Source organism: bacterium (assembly GCA_008933615.1).
Lineage (GTDB): Bacteria > CLD3 > CLD3 > SB21 > SB21 > SB21.
The window spans coordinates 68,948-82,359 of the sequence record WBUR01000004.1 but is presented as its reverse complement, the minus strand read 5'-3'; the positions used below and the strand labels follow the sequence as shown (position 1 = coordinate 82,359).

13 protein-coding genes are annotated in these 13,412 nt (G+C 43.6%); 5 read left to right on the top strand and 8 right to left on the bottom strand.

Going from position 1 to position 13,412, the window contains the following annotated elements; all coding sequences use genetic code 11:
• The first annotated feature begins 5 nt into the window (after positions 1 to 5).
• Positions 6 to 302, top strand: a complete 297-nt coding sequence (gene yhbY / locus F9K33_02560; GenBank protein ID KAB2881104.1) for a ribosome assembly RNA-binding protein YhbY — start codon at positions 6 to 8, stop codon at positions 300 to 302.
• Here yhbY and F9K33_02555 read toward each other — a convergent pair whose 3' ends face one another.
• The 8 genes from F9K33_02555 to F9K33_02520 form a co-directional block, all read right to left on the bottom strand.
• Positions 303 to 770 (bottom strand): PTS sugar transporter subunit IIA, encoded by a 468-nt coding sequence (locus F9K33_02555; protein ID KAB2881103.1) that lies wholly within the window; start codon positions 768 to 770, stop codon positions 303 to 305. It abuts the gene before it with no gap.
• An 11-nt stretch (positions 771 to 781) separates the two neighbouring features.
• The gene (locus tag F9K33_02550; GenBank protein KAB2881102.1) at positions 782 to 1,690 is read right to left on the bottom strand and encodes a sugar kinase; all 909 of its coding nucleotides are present in this window, start codon (positions 1,688 to 1,690) and stop codon (positions 782 to 784) included.
• An 80-nt stretch (positions 1,691 to 1,770) separates the two neighbouring features.
• Positions 1,771 to 3,468: an arginine--tRNA ligase gene (locus F9K33_02545; GenBank protein KAB2881101.1), complete on the bottom strand. Its 1,698-nt coding sequence runs from the start codon at positions 3,466 to 3,468 to the stop codon at positions 1,771 to 1,773.
• A 23-nt stretch (positions 3,469 to 3,491) separates the two neighbouring features.
• Positions 3,492 to 4,602 (bottom strand): peptide chain release factor 2 gene (prfB, locus tag F9K33_02540; GenBank protein ID KAB2881100.1). Its coding sequence is split into 2 segments (ribosomal slippage): positions 3,492 to 4,535 and positions 4,537 to 4,602, totalling 1,110 coding nucleotides; the frame shifts between segments, so codons are not numbered across the junction.
• A gap of 219 nt (positions 4,603 to 4,821) precedes the next feature.
• Positions 4,822 to 6,243, bottom strand: a complete 1,422-nt coding sequence (gene glnA, locus F9K33_02535) for a type I glutamate--ammonia ligase (protein ID KAB2881099.1) — start codon at positions 6,241 to 6,243, stop codon at positions 4,822 to 4,824.
• 157 nt (positions 6,244 to 6,400) lie between these two features.
• Positions 6,401 to 6,739, bottom strand: a complete 339-nt coding sequence (locus F9K33_02530; protein KAB2881098.1) for a P-II family nitrogen regulator — start codon at positions 6,737 to 6,739, stop codon at positions 6,401 to 6,403.
• A gap of 20 nt (positions 6,740 to 6,759) precedes the next feature.
• Positions 6,760 to 7,977, bottom strand: coding sequence for a hypothetical protein (locus F9K33_02525; protein ID KAB2881097.1), 1,218 nt, complete (start codon positions 7,975 to 7,977; stop codon positions 6,760 to 6,762).
• 249 nt (positions 7,978 to 8,226) lie between these two features.
• Positions 8,227 to 8,784, bottom strand: coding sequence for a hypothetical protein (locus F9K33_02520; protein ID KAB2881096.1), 558 nt, complete (start codon positions 8,782 to 8,784; stop codon positions 8,227 to 8,229).
• 193 nt (positions 8,785 to 8,977) lie between these two features.
• Here F9K33_02520 and F9K33_02515 point away from each other — a divergent pair, with 193 nt between their 5' ends.
• From F9K33_02515 to F9K33_02500, 4 genes are all read left to right on the top strand, one after another.
• A complete protein-coding gene (locus tag F9K33_02515; GenBank protein KAB2881095.1) occupies positions 8,978 to 9,997 on the top strand; it encodes an NAD(P)H-dependent glycerol-3-phosphate dehydrogenase in 1,020 nt (339 codons plus the stop codon).
• A 22-nt stretch (positions 9,998 to 10,019) separates the two neighbouring features.
• Positions 10,020 to 10,772, top strand: coding sequence for a hypothetical protein (locus F9K33_02510; GenBank protein ID KAB2881094.1), 753 nt, complete (start codon positions 10,020 to 10,022; stop codon positions 10,770 to 10,772).
• Positions 10,773 to 10,792: 20 nt separating this feature from the next.
• Complete coding sequence (ispG, locus tag F9K33_02505) at positions 10,793 to 12,877, top strand: (E)-4-hydroxy-3-methylbut-2-enyl-diphosphate synthase (GenBank protein KAB2881093.1); 2,085 nt, start codon at positions 10,793 to 10,795, stop codon at positions 12,875 to 12,877.
• A gap of 63 nt (positions 12,878 to 12,940) precedes the next feature.
• Positions 12,941 to 13,408, top strand: coding sequence for an HIT domain-containing protein (locus tag F9K33_02500; GenBank protein ID KAB2881153.1), 468 nt, complete (start codon positions 12,941 to 12,943; stop codon positions 13,406 to 13,408).
• The last annotated feature ends 4 nt before the right edge of the window (positions 13,409 to 13,412 follow it).

Sequence of the window (13,412 nt, the reverse complement as noted above, 5' to 3'; positions counted from 1 at the left end):
GATGTATTTTGGAGTTAACAGGAAAACAAAAAAAATATTTACAAGGGCTCGGGAACAAAATAAAATCTACGGTTTCAGTCGGGAAATCCGGCGTGTCGGATAATACTTTTGTATCTGTTAACAACGCATTTAATACGAAAGAATTGATAAAAATAAAAATTCAAGACGGTTGTGAGGAAATAAAAGAAGACGTGGCTGTGAAGATTGAACGGGGGACGAATGCTGTTCTGGTTCAGATTATCGGCAGGACGTTATTATTTTTTAAACCCAATCGCGATAATCCAAAGATCGAGCTTCCTTGACTATCCTTCCAGTAATTTTTCTTCATCAATAATGATCTGCATGACGTCCGCTCCGGACTTGGAATCAATGAGTTTTTTTCTGAAAGCGGATTGATTCAAAAGGCGGGAAATACGGGACAGCATTTTGATATGAACGCTGGATGATTTTTCCGGCCCGACCAGCATAAAGACAATACGCACAGGTTTGCCGTCCAAGGCGTCAAAATTAACATCCTGCGGAGTAATGCCAAGCGCAACAACTAATTCCTGTACGCCCTGCGATTTTCCGTGAGGGATAGCAACAGAATTACCGATACCGGTACTCATCATTTGTTCCCGTTCCAACACGGCCTGCAATACCTTTTCACGGTCCATGATTTTTCCGGATGCGGTAAGCACGTCGATCATTTCCGTAATAATCTCCTTTTTCTCAAATTTTTGGAGCGGGATCTTGATCAATTTTTCGTTTAGAGCTTCGCCAAGTTTCATTAAACTATCCTTTAATTTTCGTCAAAATGGCTAAGAGACTTAAATGCTAAAACACGTTCATGTATTTGTTCAGGCGTCAATTGTTTCAGGGCGTTGATGCTAAAGTCCTGTACGCAAAACGAAGCCATGGCGCTTCCGTACACAACGGCTCTTTTCAGATTTGCTTCGTTTAGTTCGTTAGTTTTAGCGAGGTAGCCGACAAATCCACCGGCAAAAGTATCTCCGGCGCCGGTTGGATCAAATACTTCTTCGAGAGGGTAAGCTGGAACAACAAAATGTGATTCTTTAGTCACGATGGCCGCGCCGTATTCGCCTTTTTTAATAACGATAATTTTCGGGCCCATTTCAAAAATAATTTTAGCCGCTTTGACCAAATTGGTCTGATGCGCTAATTGCCTTGCCTCGGCGTCATTGATGATAAAAACATCTACTTTTTCCAACACTTTTCGCAATGCCTTTTGACTGCCTTCTATCCAGAAATTCATCGTATCCAGGGCGACCATTTTCGGCTTGTGAACCTGTTCCAATACACTGAGCTGCAATTCAGGCGCGATATTGCCTAAGAAAACAAATTGGGCGTCCTTGTATTTATCCGGGATGACCGGTTTGAAATTTTGGAAGACATTGAGATGCGTATAAATCGTGTCGCGCTGGTTGAGATCGTAATTATATCGCCCTGCCCAGCGAAAGGTTTCACCCGGTTCGACTTGTAACCCTGCAAAATCAACGTTGCGTGATTTTAGGAATTCTATCTCATGCATTGGATAATCATTGCCCACTACCGCAACCAGGTTGACCGGTGAAAAATAGCTTGCCGATGCGCTGAAATACGTGGCTGATCCGCCCACCGCGTCATCTACTTTACCGTATGGGGTCTCCACTGAGTCAAGTGCAACCGAGCCTACAACTAAAATTGACAATTTTCCTCCGGAATTAAATAAAACAGTTTTTTAAATCGGCGTGCAATGTAATACAACACCGTCCTAAAAGTCAACGTTTTTCAAAGCGTATCAATTTCCTCTTCTCGTGTCATGAATGCGGGAGCTGATACACCCAGAATATGGAGCCCCTTGGCGATAACTGCTTTTGTGGCCTGACACAATGCAAGGCGAGCGAGCGTCAGGTCATGATTAGAAGTTATCACACGAAGAGCATCATTCTTTTTTCCTGCCGTCTGATAGCGGTGATAAAGCCCGGCTAATTCTTCCAAATAGGTGGTCAGAGGATGCACTTCCAATACCAGCGCCAGCCGATGCGTTAGATCTGGAAATTCAAGCAGCTTTTGAATAATGTCTTTTTCTTCTTGCGCAGAAAGCAACGTCAGATTTGCCTGCACGGTTTCAGACGGATTGAATCCCTTCGACGAGGCCTTGCTTTCTATCGAGCAAATCCTTGCGTGCGCATTCTGAACATAGAAAACCGGGTTTTCCATCGTTGCTTTTGTGGCAAGCTCTAGGTCAAAATTCAAATGAGAATTGTGTCCCCGCATAATAAGAAAATAACGAAACACATCAGAACCCAGCGTATCAAGCAATTCATCAATCGTCACGTAATTTGCTTTGCGTTTGGACATTTTAAGAATCTCGCCTTCTTTAAGCAAAGTTACAAATTGGTGAATCAAGACACGTACATGGGACGTTTCGTATCCAAGCGCTTTGAGGCCGGCTAAAACATCAGGATATTCTGCAATATGGTCTGCTCCAAAAATATCAATAATAAAATCAAAACCGCGCTCAAACTTCGTCACATGATACGCCATATCAGGCAAGCGATACGTCGGCTCGCCTGTGGATTTTAATATGACCTTATCATTTTCTGCTTTGGAGCCGTGTTCATAGTCAAAAGTTGACGTCTTAAGCCAGAGCGCCCCATCTTTTTCATACGTTAATTGTTTTTTCTTAAAAGCCGTTACGAGCTTTTCAATATTTCCGTTTTTGTAAAGAGTATCTTCGTTGAAGTATACATCAAATTCAATATTAAGGCGTTTGAGAACTTTCTTAATTTCGTCAAAAAGAATTTCCTCCGCAACGCTTTTGAACGGGACAAAATCGAAATTCTTCCATGAGTCTTTGTGTTCATTTAATATGGCCTGAGCAATGTCTCTGATATATTCGCCTTCATAATGCTTTTCCGGAAATTCAATAGTAGCACCCAACAGCTCCAGGTAACGTATACGTACGGACTCACCGAGTTTTTTCATTTGCACACCGGCGTTATTAAAATAGTACTCGCGGGTGACAAGATAACCGGCATTGGACAGAATTCTTGCAATCACGTCGCCGAGAACGGCCTGCCTTCCGTGTCCTATGCTCAGTGGACCCGTGGGGTTGGCGCTGACAAACTCAACATTCACTTTTTTAGACAGACCAAAAGTATGCGCACCAAATTGATCGATATTTTTTTGAATGATGCCCAGTTGAGTGTAAAGGTAATTCGGATTGTAAAAAAAATTGATGAAGCCGCCTCCGGCTATTTCCGCTTTAGTTACTAATTCAGGGTTCAACTTCAAATTAGAAACAATTTGTTGAGCCAGTTCACGTGGATTGATATTTTGTTCCTTTGCCAACATCATGGCGATGTTGGTTGCCAGATGCCCGAACTTCACGTCCTTTGTACGGGTGAAAATAATGTCGCCGTCGAAGGTAATCGAAAGAGAAGTTAAAGCGTTTTTTAGTTGGTCAGAAAGATACGTTTTCATTTAAAAAAAATCTCCGCAGGGGCTTATTGAACTATTTTATTTTTTAAACAGGCTTCGATGAACATGTCAATATCACCGCCCAGAACCGCTTGCGTATTGCTCGTTTCTACGTCCGTCCTGTGATCTTTGACGAGATTGTACGGGTGCAGTACATAGGAACGAATTTGATTTCCCCATGCAATATCCATTTTGGTAGCCTCGATTTTATCCAATTTATCCTGCTCATTTTTTTTCTGCAGCAGATATATTTTTGAGATCAACAGTTTCATGGCTATTTCACGGTTCTTGAATTGAGATCTTTCGCTCTGACACGCCACGACGATGCCCGTTGGAATATGGGTGAATCGCACGGCTGTTTCAACTTTGTTGACATTCTGTCCGCCTTTTCCACCGGAGCGGTATGTGTCAACCCGGAGGTCCGACGGGTTGATTTCGATCTTTGTTTCAATTTCATCCATTTCCGGCATAGCGAATACGGAAGCGAAAGACGTGTGTCTACGCGCGTTAGAATCAAACGGTGATATTCTCACCAAACGATGTACGCCGCTTTCGCATTTTAGCAAGCCGTAAGCGAATTCACCGGTTATTTCCATGGTTACGCTCTTTATACCGGCGCCCTCCCCGTCAAGTATGTCAAGAATCCGTACGCCCATTCCCCGGTTTGATGCCCAGCGCTGATACATACGCATCAGCATCTCCGCCCAATCCTGAGATTCAGTCCCGCCCGCTCCTGGATGAATGGTCAATACAGCGGTTTTGGTGTCTTCCGGATTTGTAAAATAGGCGCGTAATTCCAGATTAGCCAATTCCTTGCCGAGTTCAATGAGCTCCAAGTCAATGGACTTTAGCGTGGCTTCATCGTTTTCTTCTTCAGCGATCTCAAGAAGCATGTGCAGATCTTCGCACTGCGTGTCGAGTTTTTTCCACCCGTCAACCCAGTTTTTTTCGATGGAAATATCCTGCATGATCTGTTGCGCTCGCTGATTATTATTCCAGAAATCGGGGACGGTAGTCTGCGCTTCTAAATTGGAGATCTTTTGCTCTCTTTGAGCGAGGTCAAAGAAACCTCCGAAGGTCGGAGAGTTTTTCGCGGGCTTGTTCGAGTCGAGCGGTAATGTCGGAGATTTCGATCATTTTTATTTCTTGGTTATGTGGTCTTTTAAGCGCCTGAAAATATCAAAATATTCAGCCAAAGTCAAAAAATAGTTGCGGCCACCTCGGAGATTTGACTACAAAAAAATAAAAAAGGCTGAGGAACGACCCTTCAGCCTTGAAGTTAGTAGAACTGCCAAATCTTTTCAGCCGAAGGCTGATGCGCCTCAGGCACAAAGATTTGCAGTTCTGTTTGAGATATTAAATATCAAAGTAAAGTGCAAACTCATATGGATGCGGCCGCAAGCGCAGCGCATTCACTTCCTGTTCGCGTTTATATTGGATCCATGTATCGATCACGTCAGTCGAAAACACTTCGCCTTTAAGTAAGAATTCATGGTCATTTTCAAGCGAGATCAGGGCTTCGTCAAGCGAGGCGCAGGTGGATGGAACTTTCGCCAATTCTTCCGGCTCAAGATCGTAAATGTTTTTGTCCAAAGGATCGCCCGGATGAATTTTATTTTGAATACCGTCAATTCCCGCCATCAACATAGCCGCAAATGCCAGATACGGGTTACACGACGGATCCGGGCATCGGTATTCGACTCGTTTGGCTTTTGGGCTGGACGAATACATTGGAATTCGAACAGCAGCGCTGCGGTTACTCTGTGAATAGGCAAGATTTACCGGCGCTTCAAATCCGGGCGTCAGGCGTTTATAGGAATTCGTAGTCGGATTTGCCAATGCGTTCAATGCTTTTGTGTGTTTGAGTATGCCCCCGATGAAATAAAGAGCCATTTCGCTAAGGCCTGCGTATTGATTTCCTGCGAAAAGCGGCTGTCCGTTTTTCCATAAACTCATGTGAACGTGCATGCCGCTTCCATTATCTCCGAAAATCGGCTTCGGCATGAAGGTTGCCGTTTTCCCGTGTTTGAATGCAACGTTCTTTACGATGTATTTGAAAAGCAGCAGCTTATCCGCGCTCGCTTTTAACGCATCAAACCTATAATCGATTTCGGCTTGACCGCCTGTGGCAACTTCATGGTGCTGGCGTTCGATTTTGATTCCGCATTCCTCCATCACCATCATCATTTCGTTTCGTATGTTTTGAAAACGATCGGTTGGCGGAACGGGAAAATAACCCTCTTTATTGCGCGTCTTGTAAGCAAGGTTAGGATGTTCGTCGCGCCCACGGTTCCAAATTCCCTCTACCGAATCCAGATAATAGAAGCCAAAATTTTGTCCCTGGTCGAAGCGTGCGTCATCGAAAATGAAAAATTCCGCTTCCGGCCCGAAAAAAGCAGTGTCCGCTATGCCGGTCGATTTTAAAAAATTTTCCGCAGCTACTGCAATACCGCGAGGACAACGGACAAAACGCTCTTTGGTTAGAGGTTCATGGATGTCTCCTGTCAAACTGAGGGTTGTGGGTGTTTGAAAAGGATCAATAAATGCTGTGCTTGGATCGGGAATTATGATCATATCGCTTTCATGAATGGCCTTCCAACCCCGTATGCTGGATCCGTCAAAACCTAATCCGTTTTCAAATACGTCGTCGGTGAGTTCATCCATAGGTACGGTAAAATGCTGCCATATACCAATAAAGTCTACGAATTTGAAGTCAACAACTTTGACCTCTTTCTTTTTTGCAAACTCCAACACTTTCTTGATCGCTTCACTGGACATGCGGGGTTCTCCTTTTTGTTAAGTAAATATGTATGTTTAGTTTAGTGTAAAAACTAAAAGCCCCTTTCCTGTATCGGAAAGGGGCTAAAATTCCTATGAAAAAAACTTTAAGCCTGAACTATGTTTGGATCGACCTTTTCTACGCTTGATAGAAAAGTCAAATCGCTTCTTCACCCGATTCTCCCGTTCTTATTCGTATGACATCCTCCAGTGAACTTACAAATATTTTTCCATCGCCGATTTGATCGGTTTTGGCTGCATCTAACATAATATCGATAATGTGATCAAGTTTGGAATTTTCAACAACGACTTCAATCTTAATCTTCGGTAGGAAATCTATCCGATACTCATTTCCTCTGTAGAGTTCAGAATGTCCTTTTTGCCGGCCAAAACCGCGGACCTCGGTGATGGTCATTCCCTTAACGCCTGCTTGTAAAAGAGCTTCTTTAACGTCGTCTAACTTAAACGGGCGAATGATCGCCTCAATCTTTTTCATTCATCTTCAGGAATAACAAATTATTGCCCGCCTTCGAGTTCCAGCTTAATTTTCTCAAGTTCCTTTTCGGCATTCAGTCGAACGGACTTCAATTTATCCAGCTGATTTGCGGCTTTCTGTGCGCCGCGCTCTTCTTCAACTAAGCGGTCAAGCAATCTTTTTCGACGTTGTTCCGTTGGAGCGGAAGAAAATCCCACAGGTAGAATATTGAAGCCTAGGTTGAATCCTAATCGCCAACTGTTGTAATTAGGTGCACCTTTTGTTATTATTGCTCCAGTATTACGATCACGAATTTCGCCAGGTTTTGTGACTCCTGTTGATTGGTCAAGCGGATAATAGGTTTTATCTGTTTTTCCAGTCATTAGAATATCAACGTAAACTCCAAAATTGACCCATGATCGCAAATTGTATTTCAAACCCGGGGTCACATACGTAAATGATTCACGACTGTACGCGTGTTTAACCGGCTTTGTCAGATAAGAGATGCCGTACGCATCAAGCATCAGTTGAACTTTATTTAACGGGAATAGGACTCCAAATCCGTATTGTAGACTTGTTGAATTGACATTGCTTTCGGTCAGGCTACTGGTTGTTGCATTTTTGATCGGGCTTACCACAGTTCCGTTATCGTTGTAATACCAAAAACCCAAATTAAAATTGATCAAATAAGCCTGATCTTTGTAGTAAGGATTGCCATACAAAGATGCCATAGTTAGTAATCCAAACTCTGCATTTCGGCTCTTGTAAACTTCAAAAGGTACGTTATTTTGGCCACCGGTTGGTATGCGCGATGAAATGGCCGCGCCCAATCCGATCTTGCCGTCCATAACTTCAAATGAACCACCCCGGACAGTCACGTATAAGTCACCCGGTGTCGTAGCCTGTTTTGATCCCAAACGTCGTATATTCAAGTCTTGATATGTTGCAATGGAGACCAATGCGTCAAAGTGATCCATAAAACCGTAAACGAACGTGAAGTTATTTGACGCGTGATACAGGTTGACGTTTTTTACCGTAGTTGCGAAGTTCCCGCTTTGTCCGGTGCTTGCAAAAATCCTTCCCTGATTTGACATGGTGAGAAACCCCGGTTCCATCGCAAATGCCGAATACGTATTAAACGTACCAAATTTTCCAGTGCCCAATCCATTTCCTATCTGCGCTGACAAAGGTGCCGTATTTACTGCGCCAATCAGAAACAGAATAAGACAACTTAATGAAAACTTTTGTAAATTTGCCACAACCATAATTCCTCCGATTAAAATCTTAAATCTTACGCTAAGGCCGTTCTTAAAGTTTGATATAGAACATAACCTCAAACTTGATGGGATGGTTTCAATAATGAAATTTTCTTAATGTTAAATAAAATAACAAATTGAATATGCTTTGTCAAGGTGTTTTTACAAAATAAATATATAGATATGCGCCCTCGCTTAACAACAAATTATACTCAAAACCAATAAATCGGTCGTCTTGAGTTGGTCGAATTTCTAGTGTAAAGCGCTCAGATGTCGGATTATTCCTATACCGATCCCATCGCCTATGTTTTTGGAAAGCATCGCATTATTAATCATGTCTTTATTTCCGTCACTGAAGCCGACCTCTACGAGTGCACCCAGCCCTCTGGATTGAACAACGGACTCCAATGCAGATGAGCCATTACGCTGCTCATTAAAAACTCCATGATAATACAAATCGATATGGTCGTGTAATCCTTTTGTAACCGTTATGGCCAATGCTTTGCATTTTTCAGAATTATGTTTACGTGAGCTTCTATAAAACCCACGTAAACCCTCTCCGGACGGGTCGCGATAAAAGTTGACGTGAACTGATACAAGCAGATCATCTGCGTTTATATCTTCGAGCCGTTCTACGGCGTCTTTAGTCTGCAGTACCTCAATGTCCCGCTCCCGGATTTCCTTTTGTAAAGAAAGAAATGCTGCGCAACTTTTTACAATGGCTTCACTATCTGCGGAACCTATGATTTCACGCCCATATACATCTTTGCCCTTGTTAAAACCGGCGCCGGCTTCAAGAAAGATTCGCATGAACAGGTACTCCTTTTTTTTGTTGGAAAACTTAGTCAGCTTTCCAACAAAATTCAAGTGAAATTACGCATTGGCTTGAAATTTATTTATAAATATTACATAGTAATTACATCGCCGCAGATTGAGAGATATTTGCTTGCTAAAAAAAGTATTAATCTCTATATTTAGAGTCTCAAACGGTTTGAGGACTGATATGTTAAAAATCAACATTGGTATTATTGGTGCCGGCAGTTTTGGGACAGCTATGGCAATTCATCTTGCGAAGAACGGTCATCCCGTGACTCTGTGGGCTTATGAAAATAATGTGGTGGATGCGGTTAACAGTATGCGGGAGAACACGACTTACTTACCGGGAATCACGCTTCCACAGAATATTTTGGCAACCACCTCGCTCAAGGATACCGTCGGTGGAAAGAAACTTGTATTGCAGGTCAATCCGTCGCACGCCACCCGTTCTGTAATGCAACAGGCCGTTCAATTCTCGGATAGCGACACTATTTTTTTGAATTGCACCAAAGGAATTGAAAACGATACATTACTGACGATGTCGGAATTGCTTTTAGAAATTCTGCCCCCGACTAATCACAATCAATTGGCTGTCTTATCAGGGCCCAGTTTTGCAAGGGAAGTGGCGATTGGTTTACCGACCGCAGTGACTGTAGCCTCCAAAAGCTTTGAAACCGCCAGATATTGTCAATCCATTCTTGCCAATGAGCGCTTTCGTGTTTATACCTCAGAGGACATTGTAGGATTGGAACTAGCCAGCGCCTTGAAAAATGTCATCGCGATAGCGGCAGGAATCAGCGATGGACTAGGGTACGGTCACAATACGAGAGCAGCCTTGATCACTAGAGGTATGGCTGAAATTCTCAGGCTTGGGAAAAAAATGGGCGCGAATGAAATGACTTTTTTAGGATTATCGGGTATGGGTGATCTTGTACTCACCTGCACGGGGGACTTGAGCAGAAACCGAAGTGTCGGAATCCAGTTGGGGCAAGGAAAGACTTTAGACGAAGTACTGACATCCATGAAGATGATCGCCGAGGGCGTCAAAACTGCAAAAGCTGCGTTTGCGTTATCGAAAAAATATGGCGTCGAAATGCCGATTATCGAACAGATTTATCTGGTTATCTTTGAAGGTAAGTCGCCAAAAAAAGCTGTTCATGATCTGATGACGCGTGAATCTAAATCAGAAAATTCCGGGTTACAATAGACTAATGCCCGAAAGGGGGAATATGCCGCAAGACAATCTGAGCCGTGAGTTCAAAGTGGACCTTATCAAGAATGTTTATAATAAAGAAGCGTTTGACGAGATCATTAATAAAGCAAGCACGTATGAGCTTTCAGATATTCAAGAATTTCTTTGGGATGCGGCATTATACGTCGGAAGAGACGAACAGGGAAATGCGTTGACTAGGGAATCCATCATCAAAAGGATGATGTCAACCACGGATTATTGGCGAAGCCAATTGTGCGGGGAACCGCTTGATACGTGTCGAGGACGTTCCTGTTTTGTTTCTCATCCAGTTTGCGCGGGAAATAAACTGAAAGGTCAGATTGAGGTCATACGCCAGTTTTTTGATCGTCGTAAACAGCGTGCAGACCAGGATGCGGACGGATTACTGATGCTTATGATGTATCATATTAATTCGCACAATTATGCCGCTGCAGGAATATATAACGTTGAACGAAAACCGAAAATCACTGTCGGATCGCGGATATTAGATGGAGACTCTTTACGAAATGTGATCCAGGCGATGAATGTTGCCGTTGCGCAAAATTATGAAAGCGATCCCATGTGCCGCCCCATCATTATCGGACAAGGGAGGCTGAATGTGCACGCAAGAAAAATCGTCGATAAAGACGCCAAAACGGAGCCGTGTATACTGGCATTAACCGTTCCGGAAAACGCTGAAGATGAAAATCTGGAAAAGGTAATAAAGAAAATTGAGAACGGAATATTACGCATCGGTATTTACCATAACTAAGAAGCAATTCAAATAACTGCATGGAAGTATTAGTTTCTAATCCCCTTATCGTTCAATCACAGCGAAAATCCAAATATTGCGAAACCGTGTTCTCTTATGCCCGTCGCAGAACACGGGAAGTTATGGTCGGCGACATTGGTATCGGCGGAACTAACCCGATTCGCATCCAATCGATGACCACAACGGACACTATGGATACGGCCGGGACGGTGAGGCAAGTGATCGAACTGTATGAAGCGGGGTGTGAGATTGTGCGCATTACGGCTCCGTCCATTCGAGATGCCGAAAACCTCAAAAACATCCGTGATGCGCTAAATCAGCAGAAAATCAGAGTCCCGTTGGTTGCTGATATTCATTTTACTCCGAATGCAGCAATGAAGGCAGCTGAATTCGTCGAAAAAGTGCGTATCAATCCCGGCAATTATGCCGACAAGAAAAAGTTTGCTGTGGTTGATTACTCGGATCATGACTACGAAAAAGAACTTGATCGTATCGAAGAAACTTTCAGGCCTCTGGTTTTGCGATGCAAGGAATACGGCATTGCAATGCGAATTGGCACCAATCACGGTTCTTTGTCAGATCGTATTATGAACCGTTACGGCGACACGCCGTTGGGAATGGTGGAATCGGCCCTGGAATTTGTTTCTATTTGCGAAAGATACGATTACAAAAACATAATTCTCTCCATGAAATCGTCTAACGTGCAGGTCATGATCGCTACGTATCGGTTGCTGGCATCGCGGATGGATGAACTCAAAATGGATTACCCTTTTCACCTTGGTGTGACGGAAGCCGGTGACGGCGAAGACGGGCGCATCAAGTCTGCCATTGGAATTGGCGCATTACTCGAAGACGGTTTAGGCGATACGATTCGTGTATCATTAACCGAAAACTCTGTTTTTGAAATTCCAGCAGCGCGCGCCATTGCAGGAAAATATAACAGCTATAATGAAAAGCCGTCTTTTAACCATACTGACGATCCGGATATTTGTGAAGCGCGCGGCCCATTTCAATACGGCCGACGATGGTCGCAAACGGTGGAACTGCCCCTGTTCAATTTGGGGGGTGTTCATCATGTGCGCGTAGAACTTCCGCTGCCGATGTCTATATCCCATACGGAAAAAGCATTCACCGCCGTTAAAAACATGTCTAAAGCCGGGATAGCGGATGCAGTGCGAGCCGAAATCGTGCGTGTCGAAATCAAAAGTTTGAATGATGTAGAATCGCTTCAGAATTTATATTCACTGATTCAAAATCACCATATTCCGGTTGCAATTTCTGCGCAGATTAAAAAGGACTTAGATATTGCAAAGAGTTCAATTTTACATTGCGACATATTACACTACACGCCTGGAGAAAACGTTCGATCGGAAATTATTGACATAATAAATTTATTGAAAGTTTTTGAGAAAAAGGCATTGCATCTCGAAGCAGCATCTCTCGACTCACACCCATCTCTCAGTCAGATAATGACAGTTGCAGATGAGGCCGTCGAATATATGCGGGTGTGTTCCGATGAGGATTTCAGTAACTGTTCAGTTTCAATGCCATGCGACGATACGATCTATGCTAACCGTATTCTGGCAGCAAAACTTCATGCCGCTGATCTTAAGTCGCCGATTAAGATTCACTATTCTGCAAAGAAAGGAATACCGACATTATTTGAGGCTTCCATCCAATTGGGATCGCTTCTTTGTGACGGAATAGGCGACTGCATTTATATTGAAGATCCTGACATGGAAGCGGACGACCTGATACGGCTCAATTATAATATACTTCAGGCAGCGCGCCTGCGCATATCCAAAACTGAATTTATCTCATGTCCCTCCTGCGGGCGCACGCTATTTGACCTGCAGGAAGTGACGGCTCGAATCAAATCCAAGACTGCACATCTTAAAGGCGTCAAAATTGCGATCATGGGTTGTATTGTCAATGGGCCAGGTGAGATGGCCGACGCCGATTTTGGTTATGTTGGCTCAAGCGCCGGAAAGATCAATCTCTACGTTGGAAAAGAGTTGGTTGAACGTAATATTGACATGGCGGCCGCAGATCAACGTCTGATTGAACTGATTAAAAGCGAGGGGATGTGGAATGACACGAAATGATTTGTTATTATTCACTAATTGACGGAGAAAGTTGTGCCAACTCAATTATGGGCGCCATGGCGCATGCGTTACATTAAGGCGGCGGATAAAAGCGAAGGCGAGGGCTGTATTTTCTGTTTCAAGCCGCAAGACGATACAGATAAAGAAAATTTGATTCTTTTTCGGTCTACGCATAATTTTGTCATGATGAATTTGTATCCTTACAACAACGGCCATCTTATGGTGGTGCCCTATCAGCATGCGCCCGATCTCAATTCACTGCCTCCGGAGACGTTGCTGGATTTTATGCAGACCACGCAAAAAAGTATTACCGCTCTGCGTGAATGTATGAAACCGGAAGGATTTAATTTAGGCGTGAATCTTGGCCGCACGGCCGGCGCCGGCATCGATGATCATGTGCATATGCATATCGTGCCTCGCTGGAATGGGGACACTAATTTTATGCCGGTGATCGGAGACGTTAAAGTCATGCCGGAATATATTTCTGCAACGTACGACCGGCTGTTTACCGAATTTGAAAAATTGAAATAAGGAG